Source organism: Alcanivorax sp., assembly GCF_051117345.1.
Lineage (GTDB): Bacteria > Pseudomonadota > Gammaproteobacteria > Pseudomonadales > Alcanivoracaceae > Alcanivorax.
Window position 1 is genome coordinate 15,442 of record NZ_JBNPEC010000234.1, and the last position, 15,076, is coordinate 30,517.

Sequence of the window (15,076 nt, forward strand, 5' to 3'; positions counted from 1 at the left end):
TGGCGGCATACTCCCATTGGGCTTCAGTCGGTAGCTCAAAGGGCAGACCTGTCAGCTCGCCCAGCCAGTGGCAATAGTTCTGGGCGTCATACCATGTAACTCTCCATGCCGCGTTTTCGGGTTCGCGTAACGGTTCACCCATGGCTTCCTCGTTTTGAAAGGGGCGTCCGGTTGCTTGGGTAAAAGTATCAAACTCCCAGTAAGACACCTCGTAGGCCTGTATGGAGTAGCTGTCGAGGGTCACTTCCACGGTCTTGGTGATTTGCGGGTGACCCATGGTAAAGGTGCCACCTTCCACGAAGACCAGGGAGTTCAGAGTATGATCAATGACCTTTTGCTCGGCCTTGCTGATATCTGCACTACTGCCGCAGCCTGCAAGCAGGGAAAGGGGTAAGAGAGCAAGGCGGGTAATAAATAAGAAAGAGTGTTCCATGTGGGTGCATTCCTTGTGCTTAAAACTGGCGTCCAATGCCGCTGGTTACCCTAGAAAAATGTGGTTAGGTTGTCTGTGTGCAGGGTTCAAGATTCCGGTTGAAAGGGCTCTGAAATATTTATGAGCCGGTAGTGTTTACCGTGATGGAAATTCGATTTACTGGGGTTTTCATAACTTAAATGGAGGGCGTCATTTTGTTGTATTGATTTTCTTTACGGGTTTTCGGCTCCGCGTGACGCGGGAAGTGTTCCTGGGCTATCAACCTGGAAATGTATTTTAAATCCCCATTGCAATCCCTCTTTCATCCGGCATAGTCGTAGTCATCACAACAAAACAGGGTGAAGACGATGGCTCTCGATTATTCGCTACTTGATGTATTTGCCGATGCCCCATTTCAAGGCACACAAATTCCTGTGGTGAAGCTGGAAGGTGTGGGCACCAGTGATGCCAGCAAGATGGCGATTGCCAGTGAGTTTCAGCAGACGGAGACGGTGTTTATCGAGCCGGGCAAGGACATGCCGGTGAGCGTGTTCAATGGCAAGGGGCAGCAGTTGTTCGGGGCGCATACCATTCTGGCGGCGTCCTATGTGGCTCATGAGATGGGGCTTGCCAAGGATGAAGGGGCTTTCGCGTCGTTTCTGTTCAGGCAGAACCAGCAGTTGATTGAAAGCTTTATCGATACGGGCAACAGCCGGTCAGGTTCGATCCAGTTTGCCCGGGTTCTGACGCCCACGATTGACCGCTATACCCCGGAAATTCCCCGCCTGGCCGCTGCCCTGAATATTGATGAAAAGCATATCTCGTTCAGCAAGTACAAGCCCATGGTGGTCAGCGTGGAGACGCCTACGTTGATCATTCCGGTTACCAAGCCCGAGCATGTGCTGGCGGCGAGCTTGAATGTGGAGCGCTGGGCGGATCTGTTTGGCGGTGTCTATACCTCGGAATTGTTCCTGTTTGCGCCGGGAAGTATTACTGGCAGTTCCGAGTTTCACGGGCGCTTGCTGAATCCGAACCTTCCCCTGGATATGTTTCCGCCCATCGGTAATGTGATGCCGGAGTTTATTGCCTATCTGGCAGAGCAGAAAGACACCGCTACGGGTACACATACGCTGTCTATTGATCGGGGTAGCCCTGATACCCGCAAGAGTATTCTGCATGCGGAGTTCGACAAGAAGCCGGGCAAGGAAGTGAAATGCCGCATTGGCGGTAACGTGATCAAGATGGGGGTAGGGAAGCTGCTTTACAGCTGATTTTGGTGGTCTCCTATTTATCGTTTATTGGACTGATTTTTTAGATATACGATAAATGCCACCACGGCAATGCCGCAGAGGAACAGCACGAAAGCGGTAATCAGTTGTTCCAGAGTCATGATGCAGGCCTCCTGTCTGTTATGTAGACATTATCACGGCACCGCCGCCTTTACTGAATAAGCGCCAGTGTCGTGATTTGGATCAATCTTTCCTGCCAGGTTTGTCTCCGTGAACCGCTCTAGTCGATACTACAGAGTAACTGTTCCGTCCGGTCCCAGCCCAGGCAACCATCGGTGATGGAGAGGCCGTACTGCAGGGGTTTCTGCAGGGGCTGTTTGCCGTCCTGAAGATGGCTTTCCAGCATGACACCGGCGATATGTTTTTCACCCTTGCGCCGCTGTTCAAGCAGATCGTGCAGCACCTCCGGCTGCTTGAGCGGGTCTTTGCCACTGTTGGCATGGCTGCAATCCACGATCAGTCGTGGGTTGTGCCCTTTGCTCTGCAGGGCATCGACGGCAGTGCGGATGCTATCGGCATCGTAGTTAGGACCATGATGGCCACCGCGCAGCACCAGATGGGTATCCGGGTTGCCGGCTGTCTGCAGCAACGCACTGTGACCATTGTCGTCGATGCCCAGGTGAGTGTGAGGGTGCTCAGCGGCACTCATGGCGTCGCTGGCCACATCGATACTGCCGTCGGTGCCATTCTTGAAGCCCACGGGTATGGGCAGGCCGCTGACCATTTCCCGGTGGATCTGGGATTCGGTGGTGCGCGCGCCGATGGCAGCCCAGCTAAGCAGGTCGCCCAGGTAATCGGCAGCCATGGGGTGCAGCAGCTCGGTGGCTAGCGGCAGGCCCAACCGGGCCAGGTCCAGCAACAGGTGGCGGGAGACATTCAGCCCGGTGGCGATGTCGTTGCTGCCGTCCAGATGTGGGTCGTAGAGCATGCCTTTCCAGCCCACCGTGGTACGGGGTTTCTCCACGTAGGCACGCATCACCAGCAAGATCTTGTCATCCAGGTGACGGGACAGTTCGCTCAGGCGGTGGCCGTATTCCAGTGCAGATTTCGGGTCATGGAGCGAGCAGGGGCCCGTGATCACCAGCAGGCGGTCGTCGGTGCCATTGAGAATATCGCGCACGGTCTGTCGATGGGCCTGGATCTGTGCTGCCAGCTGGGCGTCCACCGGCAGGCGCTCGCGCAGCACGGCGGGGGAGGGCAATGGCAAGCTGCGGCGCAGACTGGTGTCGGCGGGGATGGCGGTGGTGCTCTGTGTCTGTTGCATGGGCGTTCCTTACTGTTCTGTGCGCGGTTACCGTCGCGCGTGATTCGATCGTAGTGTTCGCTGGAGCGGGCTTTGCCACTGGCTAAATCGCGATTCTTTGTGGTGCTGGCCATATCGATACATTGTGTTTGTCCTCTGTGGTGCTGTTGTTTGGGCAATAAAAAACCCCGGGCGGGATACCGACCGGGGTTTTCTTAATTCGGCAGGCGTCCCGTAGCGGGCGCGCCTGGGTAACGGTCAGGCGCGCGAGCGGCTAAACCAATACCCATAATAGAAGGCAGCGGGCACAACGGTGCCGACCGGCTTGCGGTCTGCATTGATGCTGTGATTGTGCAGGGCTACGTTCATGGTGAAATCTCTTTGAATTCAGTTCTCAAGCCTAGCGATGGCGCCCGTCAGAAGCAAGAGGGCGAGCCTCTCTGCTTGATAGGTGGTCAATATGCCGGGTCAGCATGACAGGATCGTGACAGGACAAGGCAAAAAAATGCCCACCGAAGTGGGCAAGGAAGGTGGAGACAATCAAGGAGAAAACAGGATCAGAAGATATCGGCCTTGCCGATGGCGTTGGTGATGACCTGGGCGAAGTGGCCTGCACCTTTTTCCAGGCCCTTGAAGCCGCCGGTGTTGAAGCTGACGGTGTTGCCTTGCCAGATAATCGCTTGCTGGTCCACGTCCCAGAGGTCCAGCCGAACCACATAGATGTCCTCGTTCACGAAAAAGTCGTCGCTGAACACCTGAGGGCGCATGGTCATGGTACCGGCGACCGGTACAGCCGCCCCCGGGTCGCCTTTGACTTCAAGGGTTTCGGTGCGCTGCTCTTCCAGGTGGATCGCCAGGGCGCTGTCGAAGCCGTTTTCCTTCATGCGCTGCGCCAGATAGTCACGGCTTTTGCCTTCGATGCCTTTGTCACCAAAGACTGTATGGGCGGCGGTGGCCTGGATGCCCTGTTCGGCAAACCTGGCGACAATGGCATTTTCCAGGTGGCCACGCAGTTCATGCTCCACCAGAACCCCCACCACCAGTGACTGGTAGGGCCCCTGGGGGGCTTTTTCCACGCCGGTCTGGGTGTTGACCATACGGGTATCATGGTAGCCGGTGGCACAGGCGGCGAGCAGCGCAGCGAACAGGGCCACCATGGCAAATTGCAGTTTTCTCATCGTTCCATCCTCATTCTGTTTGGCAGGCTCCCTTGAAGGGCAGCCTGCGGTGTCCGTTGCCTTCTCAGAAGTTGTAGGTGGTGCTCAGGGACAGATAATCCCGGTCGTTGACCACGCTGTACTTGGCATCGTTATAAGTGGTGTAGGACAGGTCGGCGCTGAGTTTCTTGTAGCTCATGCCCACGCCCAGACCCAGGCTGCGTTCGTCTTCCTGCAGGGCGTCATCGCTGGAGTAGCCTTCCACGCCATGTTTCATGGTCAGCGACGGGGTCAGCGCTACCGGGCCAATGACGTTGGCATAGGTAGACTTGAGCGTCAGTTGGTAGCCCCAGCTGAAGTCCGTCACATAGCCATCCTCACCCAGCTCGCCAACCCCGAAGTTGGTGTGGCGGCGGAAACGCATGTCTTCCTGATCCGGCAGGTCGTCAATGAACTCGGAGCCTACCTGGGCTGAAACGATGGTCTTCTGGGCTCCCAGCAGTTTGGGAATGACTGTGGTGAAGGTCACCTCGGCACGCTGAATATCGAATTCCTTGAAGCCGGTGACTTCGTTGCCGGAACCGTAGACGTAGTCGATGGTGTCCTGGGGAACGCTGGCAAAGCCCTGGGCCGCGGCTGCGGGCACGCCGTTGGCTTCCAGTACCCGGGCGGTGGTCATGTCCGGAGTGTTGATCTGGACCGGCATGTCCGGCAGGTAGCTCAGGTTCATGGCCAGGTTGCCGACCCCTTCGAAGGTCTTGTCGGCGGTCAGGCCGATCACCTGAATATCCTCCGGGTATTCATAGAAGTAGGCGATGTCGTTGCCAGCAGTAATCCCCTGCGCCAGCGGGCTATCTTCCTTGGTCACCGAGTAGATCGGCAGACGCATGTGATAGTTCAGGAAGTAGGCGCCCACCTTGGCCTTGGATTTCGGGAAGGCATAGTCGAATTTCAGCCCGTATTGGCCACCATCATCCGGCTCTTTTTCGTCTCGACGTGGAATGTAGACGCCATTTTCGTAGGCGGTCTTGTTGGGAATAATCACCGAGCTGGAGAAGGTGGCGTCACAGCCTACGGCGGTGTTGTCGAGGGTGGAAAAGAAGGTGCCGCAGCCATCCAGGTTCGCTGCCCGCCACTCATACTGGTAGAAGGACTTCATGGAGAGGCGGTCGGTAAACGTGTAATCGGCGGTGACCATGCCAGCGGGCTTGAGGAACTCGGTGTACTCGGCACCGGGGCGGTGCAGGGCTGCCAGGTCGATAGCGTTCAGTGAGCTTAGCGAACCCCGGGAGTAGAGGCTGCGCCCCCACAGCAGAGTCTGACGACCCGCCTTCAGCTTCAGAGGCTGTTCATTGACCTGGAAGGTTCCGTGGACAAAGACATCCTGAAAGGTGGCTCCCTGGAATTTGGAGTTGCGATCAAAGCCGTCATCGCTGAGCGGTTCACCGCCGACAAATTCATTGGGGAAGTTGCCGTGGGGCACATCCTTCTCTTTCTGCACGTAGTCGTACCAGCCCTTGGCACGCACAAACAGGCCGTAGTTCTTGTACTGCAGGTTGACGTCGCCCACAGCCTTGGCGACGGCAGACACTACTTCGCCGCCATCATAGTTAAGGTTGCCGTCGTCGGAGACGGCGGAACCAGAGGTGCCGCCGGGGGTATCACCGGCAAACAGGTTTTCCTTGCGGGCAGACTCCATACGGGAAATAGCGCCCACGGAGGCTTTCAGGTTCCATTTGACGCTGACGTCTTCATTGAACTGTTTTGCGCCAGCCATGGCCGGGGCTGCGGCTGTCAGCAGGCCCAGAGCCAGGGCACTGCTGCAGCCGACAGCGATCGCTTTGCTTCGCATTATTTTGCTCTCCCACTACCCAGTGATGAGCCGGGTAGACATTCCGTTTGTTGTTGTGAACGTTGTTGTAGCGCACTTGTTTGTCACGCCCGGTCCCATCGGGCGTTAAAATCCTGACCCTCGCTTTTCATTTTTTTGAACGATGATTTCAAAAAGCGATGCGTCGGATTCAATTCATACATACCGGTGGGTATGTGGTCAAGACGGACCAAGGTCGAAGTTGAGGGGTTATGGGGAGAGAAAAGCCTTTTTCTGGAATAAGGCCGGTATTTTTTATGGGATTTTCGTGATTTAAGAGCAAGAGAAAGAAACGATATTAGAGATGGTGTTTACTGTGTACTGTAATTCGTTACCCAGAGTAACAAATAAAAGAAGATTTCATTTTAGTGTTATTTGTGAGCTTTGACACATTTGCTAAAGAATTTCATCGCAGAAAATCACAGCAAGGTTTTGCTCGGCAGTGGACCCAGATTGTGAAGACAAAAAAAGGGCGCCGCGTGGCGCCCTGAAGGGGAAGTCAGAGACAGAAATCAGAACACTTCAAACAGGCCGGCGGCACCCATGCCACCACCAATGCACATGGTCACTACCACATACTTGACGCCCCGGCGCTTGCCTTCGATCAGGGCGTGGCCGGTCATGCGGGCACCGGACATGCCGTAGGGGTGGCCGATGGAAATGGCGCCGCCGTTCACGTTGTATTTCTCCGGGTCGATGCCCAGACGGTCACGGCTGTACAGGCACTGGCTGGCAAAGGCTTCGTTGAGCTCCCAGATGCCGATGTCATCCACGGTGAGGCCGAAACGCTTGAGCAGCTTGGGAACCGCAAACACCGGGCCGATGCCCATCTCGTCCGGATCGCAGCCGGCTACGGCCATGCCGCGGTAGGCTCCCAGCGGCTGAAGGCCCAGTCGTTCGGCTTCCTTCGCTTCCATCAGCACGCAGGCGCTGGCGCCATCGGAGAGCTGGGAGGCGTTACCGGCGGTGATGAAACCGCCTTCCTGTACCTGCTGGCCACCCTTGAAGACCGGTTGCAGGGATTGCAGGCCTTCGAGGGTGGTCTGCGGACGGTTGCCTTCGTCCTTGGCCAAAGTGACTTCCTGATCGGAAACCTCTTTGGTCTCCTTGTTCATCACCTTCATGACGGTGGTCATGGGAACGATCTCGTCGTCGAACTTGCCTGCTTCCTGGGCGGCGGCAGTGCGCATCTGGGATTGGTAGGCGTACTCGTCCTGGGCATCGCGGGGTACGCTGTAGCGGTCTGCGACGATTTCGGCGGTTTCCAGCATGGACATGTAGATGTCCGGGCGGTGCTGTTTCAGCCACGGGTCGGCGGCGCGGAAGGTGTTCATCTTGTCGTTCTGCACCAGCGAGATGGACTCCAGTCCACCGGCCACGGCCACATCCATGTTATCGACGATGATTTCCTTGGCAGCGGTGGCAATGGCCATCAGGCCGGACGCGCACTGACGGTCCATGGACATGCCGGACACGCTGGTGGGCAGGCCGGCGCGCAGGGCGCATTGGCGGGCCACGTTGCCACTGGTGCTACCCTGCTGCAGGGCCGCGCCCATGATCACGTCTTGAATGGTCTCCGGGTCGATGCCGGCGCGCTCCACGGCGTGCTTGATGGCATGGCCACCCAGCGCCTGGGCCTGGGTGTCGTTGAACGCGCCCCGGTAGGCTTTGCCAATGGGGGTGCGGGCGGTGGATACGATTACGGCTTCTCTGCTCATGGCTCTCTCCTGGTCCAGATTAGGGCTGCTGTGGGGGGAGCGTGCAGCAGCCTAAAGTATGTGAGAAGCGAGTGACGAGTACCGAGTTTCGAAGTACAAATCCTGGTTGCTAAGGTGTTCTGGTTTTGCCTTTCGTAACTCGGTACTCGCCACTCGCTATTGTCCTTTAACCCAACTTGATGCCTTTGGCCTGGGCGGCCTTGGTGAGAATCTTGGTCACATGGTCGCCGCCGGCGAGAATTTCCCGGGCGTTGTCCATGTTGCCAATCTGTTCGAAATGGGCGGCGACACCATCCACATTCCGCTCGTCTTCATCCAGGTAGACGCCTTCGCTTTCCATCAGGCGAACCATGGCGTAGCAGCCGGCACCTGCCAATACGATGCGGTGGGTCGGCGCGTTGTTACTGCACAGGAACAGTACCGCCGGGGTGATTTCCTTTGGTTCCAGCATAGCCAGGACTTCCGGGGGCATCAGATCTTCGGTCATGCGCGTCGCTGCGGTAGGTGCGATGCAGTTGATCTTGATGTCGTACTTTTCCCCTTCGATGCAAAGGGTATTCATCAGCCCGGCCACGGCCATCTTGGCAGCGCCGTAGTTGGCCTGACCGAAGTTGCCGTACAGGCCGGAGGTGGAGGTGGTCATGACAATACGGCCGTAGCCCTGTTCGCGCATGATTGGCCATACCGCCTTGGTGCAGATTTCAGAGCCGGTCAGGTGAACGGCGACCACTTTGTCCCAGTCGTCCTGGGTCATTTTCACAAAGCTCTTGTCGCGCAGGATGCCGGCGTTGTTGACCAGCACATCAATGCGGCCCCAGGTCTCGATGGCCTGTTTCACCATGGCGTCCACCTGTTCCGGGCTGGACACATCGGCGCCGTTAGCCATCGCATCACCACCGGCGGCCCGGATTTCAGCGACTACCTGCTCGGCAGCTTCGCTAGAGCCACCACTGCCATCGCGAGCACCGCCGAAGTCATTGACCACGACCTTGGCGCCCAGACGCGCGAGCTCCAGAGCGTGGCATTTGCCCAGGCCATTGCCGGCCCCGGTGAAGATAGCCACCTGATTGTAAAAACGGATTGTCATTGTTGTTGCTCTCCTGAAGATTCGTCACTCGGTACTCGCGACTGTTATTTGACGATCGCCAGGCTCAGCCATTCGGCGATCAGAGCGGGTTTGTCCTGCCCTTCGATTTCCACTTCCACGCCATGGCGCAGTTGCCATTCGTTATCGGAGCGCTGCTTCACTTCCAGCAGGGTGAATTTGCCGCGCACTTTGCTACCTTCGCGCACCGGGTTCATGAAGCGCACCTTGTCGAAGCCATAGTTGATGCCCATTACCTGGCCCTTGATGGTGGGCAGCACGTCCATGGCCATGGCGGACAGTAGCGACAGGGACAGGAAGCCGTGGGCGATGGTGGTGCCGAAAGGGCTTTCCTTTGCGGCCCGCGCCGGGTCGGTATGGATCCATTGGGGGTCTTCGGTCAGCTCAGCAAAGCCGTCGATACGCTGCTGGTCCACGGTGCGCCACTGGGACACGCCGACGGCTTCACCGGTTTTTGCCTGCAGTTCCTCAATCGTAATCTGCGCTCTGCTCATGTGGCTCTCCCTGTAGTGGCGCGAATGCGCCATATTTTCAGAATATTATTTTAAAAATAATAGTATGGGAGTGGCGTAACTGGCCGTAAAGGGTGAAAAGCGCCATGAAGGGCGAGAATTCCGTCACTGCTGTGCGGGAGGGTCAATGGTGGGCGGGCCCGGGTATGTCACTATTTTCCGATAATATTGGTCTGCACCGTGACTGAGGAGCACCATGTCAGAACAAAGTGAAGCCCTGCTTACCGACCCCCGCGATGCGATTCTCGACGCGGCGGCCCTGTGTTTTATGGAGAGGGGCTTCAATGCCACCAGCATTGATGACATTGCCCGGCGTCTGTCTGCCACCAAGGGAATGGTGTATCACTACTTCGACTCCAAGGCGCAGCTGTTCTTCGAGATCCACCACCGGGCCATGGATGCGCTTTTTGAAGAGCTGGAACCGGTTGTCGGTTCCGATCTGCCTGCCCCGGAACGTTTTACCGAAATGGCTCGTTGCTATGTGCGCACCCTGATTCGTACCCAGCCTTACCAGCGCACTGTTTCGGAAGCAGTGCAGATGTTGCTGCGCAGCAGTACTACCGAGGCACAGCGTGCTCAGCTCGAGCGCTTGCAGGAGCGTCGCAAGCGCTGCGAGGGTCTGTTTCTGACCGTGCTGGAAGAGGGCATTGCCAACGGTTCCATGCGTGCCGCGCGACCGAAAATGTCCATCAAGCCCGTCTTCGGCGCCATGAACTCGGTGATCAACTGGTACCAGCCCCGCGACACGGAAACGCCGGCACAGCGGCAGGATGTGGTGGATGAGGTGGTGCTGGTGGCGCTGCGGGGAGTGATGAAAGGGAGTTAACAGTTAATAGTGAATAGTTAACAGCGCCGCGCGCCAGCGCGTAATGGTTTCAACGCAAAGAGGCCGCGTCCATCCCCTGGGCGCGGCCTCTTACGTTTGATAACAGCAACACAAGATTCGCGTCGCTGTTAACTATTCACTGTTAACTGTTCACTTATTTCCCGCCTTTCAAGAACCCCGCAAATCGCTCTCTTGTATCCTCACTAAACATCCGCTCGGCAAACAACACACTTTCCTTTTCGATCTGGGTCTTGATGGCTGCGTCGCTTTGGCGCAGCAGTTGCTTGGTCATGGCCATGGCTGCTGGAGATTTCTCTGCCAGTCGCTGGGCTAGAGCATGGGCGGTGGGGTCCAGTTCGTCAGGAGTGACCCGGTAGGCGACCAGGCCGCAGCGCTCCGCTTCCTCTGCTGTCAGGGTATCGCCGGCCAGTAGCAGGCGGTTGGCATTCTGGCGACCTATCAGGGCGGGGAGGAGCAGGCTGGAACCCGCTTCCGGTACCAGCCCCAGGTTAATGAACGCGGTCTGGAAGCGCGCATCGTCGGCGGCGACCACCAGGTCCGCATGGAGCAGCAGGGTAGTGCCGATGCCGGTGGCGTTGCCTTGCACGCCAATCACCACGGGTTTGTCCAAGGCCATCAGGGCGTGTACCAGCACCATGGCGGGGCTGAGCTTGCCGTTGTCCCGGCTGGCCGGGTCCGCATTAAGGAAATCGCCGATATCGTTGCCCGCGCACCAGGCACGGCCGTTGCCGGTGAGCAATAACACCTGCAGATCGTCCGTCTCTGCCAGATGGTTTACCGCACGGGTCAGGTCCTGGTACATGCTGGTGGTCATGGCGTTGAGCTTGTCGGCTCGATCCAGCGTCAGATGCAGGACGGCACCTTTTTCACTGGCCTGAACAAAACCACTGGTGAAGGTCAGATCTGTCATGAGGGGGCTCCGGCTGTTAGAGGGCAGGAATCGAAGGTATCGGAACACTATTCCGTATAACAGACTAATCGCCATGCAGCATATTCATTCTGCCGGATTCAAAATATCAATTTCACTAACTCAAGGGGCTGCACTAGGCTGGGATCATTGCTACCCGATCTCTTGCCCGTTGTAAGGATTCCACATGGCCCAGTTCTACCTTGTCCGCCACGGACAGGCATCGTTCGGCACCGACAACTATGACCGTCTCTCCGAACTCGGTCACCAGCAGGCTCGCTGGCTGGGGGAGTATTTCGCCGAACGGGACATGGGCTTCGATGCGCTGCTCTCCGGGGATCTGGTGCGCCATCGGGAAACCGGTGCCGGAATCTGTGAAGGGTTGGGCGTGGCGTTGCCGGAGGATATTCACGCCGGGCTTAATGAGTTCGACTTTCAGTCTATCGTCGATGCCTACCTGAGCCAGTATCCGGAACAGGCTCCCGGTGAAGGTGCGCCAGTGGCGGCGTTCTACAAGGCGTTGAAAACGGCCATGAAGCATTGGCGACTGGACGAGCTCACCGGTGACCTGCCGGAAACCTGGCAGTCCTTCTCTGACCGGGTGCTGGCGGCCCGCCATCATATTCAGCAGCAGTACAGCGACAGGGAACGCATTCTGATTGTCAGTTCCGGTGGTGCCATGGCCATGTTTCTCAAACATGCCCTCAACGCCGCCGATGACACCGTGGTGGAACTGAACCTGCAGATTCGAAACAGCAGCGTGAGCCACGGCTTCTTTAATAACAATGCGGTGCGCATGGCCAGTTTCAACAATGTGCCACACCTGGATCGTCCGGATCGCTTTGAAGCCATTACCTACTTTTAACGCAGCACAAAGACTGTAACGAATAAGCAAACAAGGGAGAGCGACATGGATTTTCAATACACAGAAAAAGTGCAGGACCTGATTGCCCGGGTACGCCATTTCATCGACACCGAGATTCGTCCGGTGGAAGGCCTTTACCACGAGCAGCTGGAAAAAAGCCCGTGGGAAACCCCGCCGGTAATGGAAGAGCTGAAAGAGAAAGCCCGGGCCAAGGGGCTGTGGAACCTGTTCCTGCCCAAGGAATACGGGGATTACAGTGCCGGCCTGAGCAATCTGGAATACGCGCCGCTGGCCGAGGAAATGGGGCGAAGCCGTATTGCCTCAGAAGCCTTTAATTGTGCCGCGCCGGATACCGGCAATATGGAAGTGCTGGCCAAGTACGGCAATGAGCAGCAGAAAAAAGACTGGCTGCAACCGCTGCTGGAAGGTCGTATCCGTAGTGCCTTTGCCATGACCGAGCCGGAAGTAGCGTCGTCCGATGCCACCAATATCGAAACCCGCATTGAGCGTGACGGCGACGACTACGTGATCAATGGCCGCAAGTTCTATATCAGCGGAGCCATGCGCAAGACCTGCGAGATCATGATCGTGATGGGCAAGACCGATCCGGATAATCCGAATCGCCATGCGCAGCAGTCCCAGATTCTGGTGCCCATGAACACTCCCGGGGTGAATATCGTGCGCCCGATGCAGGTGTTTGGTTACAACGACGCGCCGGAAGGCCATGCGGAAGTGGTCTTCGACAACGTGCGGGTGCCCAAGGAAAACATGATCCTGGGTGAAGGGCGTGGCTTTGAAATTGCTCAGGGCCGCTTGGGTCCGGGCCGCATCCACCACTGCATGCGTCTGATCGGTGCTGCCCAGGAATCCTTCGAGTTGATGGCCAGGCGTGTCAATGAGCGTGTGGTGTTCGGCCAGCCCATGAGCAAGCAGGGCTCAGTGCGTGAAGATCTGGCTCGTTCCTACTGTGAAATCGAGCAGGCGCGCCTGATGACCTTGAAGGCGGCGGACACCATGGACCGCGAAGGTAACAAAGTCGCCAAGGATTTGATCGCTATGATCAAGGTGGTTGCACCCAATATGGCGTTAAATGTCATTGATCGGGCGATTCAGGTCCACGGGGCGGCGGGGCTGAGCCAGGATACCCCACTGGTCAACTTCTTCAGCTATGCCCGCACTTTGCGGCTGGCGGATGGACCGGATCAGGTGCATATGATGCAGCTGGGCCGCAACCTGGCCAAATACTTCGCCTGAGAAGCGGTGTTTGCCCGGGGTGTTTATTGCACTCCGGGCTTTGCCTATTGCGCAGCAGACAGAATAACAGGAGAGCTCCATGTCCCAGGTGGATACGCTGGATACACAGAAACTGGCCGACTATCTCGAGCAGCACATCGATGGCTTCAAGGGGCCCATCGAGGCTGACAAGTTCGAAGGCGGTCAGTCCAACCCCACCTTCAAGATCACCACGCCATCCGGCGCCTATGTGTTGCGTCGGCAGCCGCCGGGCAAGCTGCTCAAGTCTGCCCATGCGGTGGATCGCGAGTTCCGCGTTATGGCGGCCCTGAAGGACACGGATGTGCCGGTACCACGGGTACTGCATCTGTGCGAAGACCGGGACGTGATCGGCTCCATGTTCTATGTAATGGAGTTCTGTGAAGGGCGCATCCTTTGGGGCGCCTCTTTGCCGGAAGCAGGCGAGGGCGAGTCAGGCAATGCTACCCGCGCTGCCATGTACGAAGAAATGAACCGGGTGCTGGCGGCCTTGCATAGTGTGGATCTGGACGAGGTCGGCCTTGCAGATTACGGCAAGCCCGGCAACTACTTCGAGCGGCAGCTGGGCCGCTGGAGCCAGCAGTACGAAGCCTCAAAGTTGCAGGACATTCCTGCTATGGATGAGCTGATCGACTGGCTGCAGGCCAATCAGCCGGAAGACGATGGCCAGGTATCGCTGGTGCATGGCGACTACCGGCTGGACAACATGATGTGGCACCCCAGCGAACCGAAGGTCATCGCGGTGCTGGACTGGGAGTTGTCCACCCTGGGGCACCCACTGGCGGACCTGGCCTACCAGTGTATGGGTATGCGCATGCCACAACGGGGCGCCAAGATGGCGGGCCTGCAGGGTGTTGATCGCAAGGCACTGGGGATCCCCACGGAAAAAGAGTATGTCGATCAGTACTGCCAGCGTCGTGGCATCGACCGCATCGACAACTGGGAATTCTATCTGGCCTTCAGTTTCTTCCGTCTTGCTGCCATCTGTCAGGGTGTGGCGAAACGGGCCGTGGATGGGAACGCGTCCAGCAAGGAGGCGTTTCAAGTCGGTGCGTTGGTTGAGCCACTGGCTTCCATGGCCGTTGAGATCATCAAAGAAGGGGCGTAAAGCAGCTTCAAGCTGCAAGCCTCAAGCTACAAGGAAAACCACGTTGACGTTGCGGCGCGGTTTTTCCGTTTTTCGAATGGCTACAGGGTCTGCTCGCGTTGAAGCTTGCGGCTTGTAGCTTGCCGCTTTTTATCGGGAGAGTTGTAATGAGTACCACCCTTTTTAATCTTGAGGGCAAGATTGCCCTGGTCACCGGCGCCAGCCGGGGAATTGGTGAAGAGATTGCCAGACTGTTGGCGGAGCAGGGCGCCCACGTGATCGTCTCCAGTCGCAAGATCGATGGCTGTCAGGCGGTGGCAGATGCGATCAAGGCCGACGGCGGTAGCGCCGAAGCCTTTCCCTGCCATATCGGCGAGATGGCGCAGATTCAGGCGATCTTTTCCCATATTCGTGAGGCGCACGGCAAGCTGGATATTCTGGTCAACAACGCTGCGGCCAATCCTTTCTTCGGGCATATTCTGGACACCCCGGTAGATGCCTTCGACAAGACCGTGGATGTGAACCTGCGCGGCTACTTCTACATGTCCGTGGAAGGCGCCAAGCTGATGCGCGAACACGGCGGTGGTGCCATCGTGAACACCGCTTCGGTGAACGGCCTCACGCCGGGCGACATGCAGGCGATCTACTACATATCCAAGGAGGCGGTGATCAGCATGACCAAATCATTCGCCCAGGAATGCGCCCAGTTCAAACTGCGGGGCAATGCTTTGCTGCCGAGCCTCCCCAAAACCAAGTTAGCCGGTGCCCTGTTTACCACCGAGGCCATCTACG

14 protein-coding genes are annotated in these 15,076 nt (G+C 57.4%); 6 read left to right on the plus strand and 8 right to left on the minus strand.

Features of this window, described 5'->3' with window-relative positions:
- Positions 1 to 433, minus strand: a 433-nt coding sequence (locus tag ACFE0K_RS14995; RefSeq protein ID WP_434536826.1) for a formylglycine-generating enzyme family protein, incomplete at its 3' end; no start/stop codon positions are given.
- Between the two features lie 347 nt (positions 434 to 780).
- Here ACFE0K_RS14995 and ACFE0K_RS15000 point away from each other — a divergent pair.
- Positions 781 to 1,683 carry a PhzF family phenazine biosynthesis protein gene (locus ACFE0K_RS15000; protein ID WP_434536827.1) on the plus strand — a complete coding sequence of 301 codons (903 nt, stop codon included), beginning with the start codon at positions 781 to 783 and terminating at the stop codon, positions 1,681 to 1,683.
- Positions 1,684 to 1,921: 238 nt separating this feature from the next.
- Here the strand turns inward: ACFE0K_RS15000 and ACFE0K_RS15005 are convergent, their stop codons facing one another.
- The 6 genes from ACFE0K_RS15005 to ACFE0K_RS15030 form a co-directional block, all read right to left on the minus strand.
- Complete coding sequence (locus ACFE0K_RS15005; RefSeq protein WP_434536828.1) at positions 1,922 to 2,965, minus strand: 3-deoxy-7-phosphoheptulonate synthase; 1,044 nt, start codon at positions 2,963 to 2,965, stop codon at positions 1,922 to 1,924.
- A gap of 536 nt (positions 2,966 to 3,501) precedes the next feature.
- Entirely contained in the window at positions 3,502 to 4,122 is a 621-nt protein-coding gene (locus ACFE0K_RS15010) for a hypothetical protein (RefSeq protein ID WP_434536829.1), read from the minus strand.
- A gap of 64 nt (positions 4,123 to 4,186) precedes the next feature.
- Positions 4,187 to 5,953, minus strand: coding sequence for a DUF1302 domain-containing protein (locus tag ACFE0K_RS15015; protein ID WP_434536830.1), 1,767 nt, complete (start codon positions 5,951 to 5,953; stop codon positions 4,187 to 4,189).
- Between the two features lie 530 nt (positions 5,954 to 6,483).
- Positions 6,484 to 7,689 carry an acetyl-CoA C-acyltransferase gene (locus ACFE0K_RS15020; RefSeq protein WP_434536831.1) on the minus strand — a complete coding sequence of 402 codons (1,206 nt, stop codon included), beginning with the start codon at positions 7,687 to 7,689 and terminating at the stop codon, positions 6,484 to 6,486.
- A gap of 166 nt (positions 7,690 to 7,855) precedes the next feature.
- On the minus strand, positions 7,856 to 8,776 hold the full coding sequence (locus ACFE0K_RS15025) for an SDR family oxidoreductase (RefSeq protein ID WP_434536832.1): 921 nt from the start codon (positions 8,774 to 8,776) through the stop codon (positions 7,856 to 7,858).
- Positions 8,777 to 8,820: 44 nt separating this feature from the next.
- Positions 8,821 to 9,288 (minus strand): MaoC family dehydratase, encoded by a 468-nt coding sequence (locus ACFE0K_RS15030; protein ID WP_434536833.1) that lies wholly within the window; start codon positions 9,286 to 9,288, stop codon positions 8,821 to 8,823.
- Between the two features lie 214 nt (positions 9,289 to 9,502).
- Between ACFE0K_RS15030 and ACFE0K_RS15035 the strand changes: the two genes are divergently transcribed.
- Complete coding sequence (locus tag ACFE0K_RS15035) at positions 9,503 to 10,132, plus strand: TetR/AcrR family transcriptional regulator (protein ID WP_434536834.1); 630 nt, start codon at positions 9,503 to 9,505, stop codon at positions 10,130 to 10,132.
- Between the two features lie 154 nt (positions 10,133 to 10,286).
- Here the strand turns inward: ACFE0K_RS15035 and ACFE0K_RS15040 are convergent, their stop codons facing one another.
- Positions 10,287 to 11,063 carry an enoyl-CoA hydratase/isomerase family protein gene (locus ACFE0K_RS15040; protein WP_434536835.1) on the minus strand — a complete coding sequence of 259 codons (777 nt, stop codon included), beginning with the start codon at positions 11,061 to 11,063 and terminating at the stop codon, positions 10,287 to 10,289.
- 184 nt (positions 11,064 to 11,247) lie between these two features.
- Here ACFE0K_RS15040 and ACFE0K_RS15045 point away from each other — a divergent pair, with 184 nt between their 5' ends.
- The 4 genes from ACFE0K_RS15045 to ACFE0K_RS15060 all read left to right on the plus strand — a co-directional run.
- On the plus strand, positions 11,248 to 11,925 hold the full coding sequence (locus ACFE0K_RS15045) for a histidine phosphatase family protein (protein WP_434536836.1): 678 nt from the start codon (positions 11,248 to 11,250) through the stop codon (positions 11,923 to 11,925).
- 45 nt (positions 11,926 to 11,970) lie between these two features.
- The gene (locus tag ACFE0K_RS15050; RefSeq protein WP_434536837.1) at positions 11,971 to 13,179 is read left to right on the plus strand and encodes an acyl-CoA dehydrogenase family protein; all 1,209 of its coding nucleotides are present in this window, start codon (positions 11,971 to 11,973) and stop codon (positions 13,177 to 13,179) included.
- 79 nt (positions 13,180 to 13,258) lie between these two features.
- Positions 13,259 to 14,305 carry a phosphotransferase family protein gene (locus ACFE0K_RS15055; protein ID WP_434536838.1) on the plus strand — a complete coding sequence of 349 codons (1,047 nt, stop codon included), beginning with the start codon at positions 13,259 to 13,261 and terminating at the stop codon, positions 14,303 to 14,305.
- A 146-nt stretch (positions 14,306 to 14,451) separates the two neighbouring features.
- The coding region (locus ACFE0K_RS15060; protein WP_434536839.1) for an SDR family NAD(P)-dependent oxidoreductase at positions 14,452 to 15,076 on the plus strand (625 nt) is incomplete at its 3' end.

Coding starts and splice junctions, on each gene's coding strand:
- ACFE0K_RS15000 (WP_434536827.1), top strand. CDS start 781: ATGGCTCTCGATTATTCGCTACTTGATGTATTTGCCGATGCCCCATTT.
- ACFE0K_RS15005 (WP_434536828.1), bottom strand. CDS start 2,965: ATGCAACAGACACAGAGCACCACCGCCATCCCCGCCGACACCAGTCTG.
- ACFE0K_RS15010 (WP_434536829.1), bottom strand. CDS start 4,122: ATGAGAAAACTGCAATTTGCCATGGTGGCCCTGTTCGCTGCGCTGCTC.
- ACFE0K_RS15015 (WP_434536830.1), bottom strand. CDS start 5,953: ATGCGAAGCAAAGCGATCGCTGTCGGCTGCAGCAGTGCCCTGGCTCTG.
- ACFE0K_RS15020 (WP_434536831.1), bottom strand. CDS start 7,689: ATGAGCAGAGAAGCCGTAATCGTATCCACCGCCCGCACCCCCATTGGC.
- ACFE0K_RS15025 (WP_434536832.1), bottom strand. CDS start 8,776: ATGACAATCCGTTTTTACAATCAGGTGGCTATCTTCACCGGGGCCGGC.
- ACFE0K_RS15030 (WP_434536833.1), bottom strand. CDS start 9,288: ATGAGCAGAGCGCAGATTACGATTGAGGAACTGCAGGCAAAAACCGGT.
- ACFE0K_RS15035 (WP_434536834.1), top strand. CDS start 9,503: ATGTCAGAACAAAGTGAAGCCCTGCTTACCGACCCCCGCGATGCGATT.
- ACFE0K_RS15040 (WP_434536835.1), bottom strand. CDS start 11,063: ATGACAGATCTGACCTTCACCAGTGGTTTTGTTCAGGCCAGTGAAAAA.
- ACFE0K_RS15045 (WP_434536836.1), top strand. CDS start 11,248: ATGGCCCAGTTCTACCTTGTCCGCCACGGACAGGCATCGTTCGGCACC.
- ACFE0K_RS15050 (WP_434536837.1), top strand. CDS start 11,971: ATGGATTTTCAATACACAGAAAAAGTGCAGGACCTGATTGCCCGGGTA.
- ACFE0K_RS15055 (WP_434536838.1), top strand. CDS start 13,259: ATGTCCCAGGTGGATACGCTGGATACACAGAAACTGGCCGACTATCTC.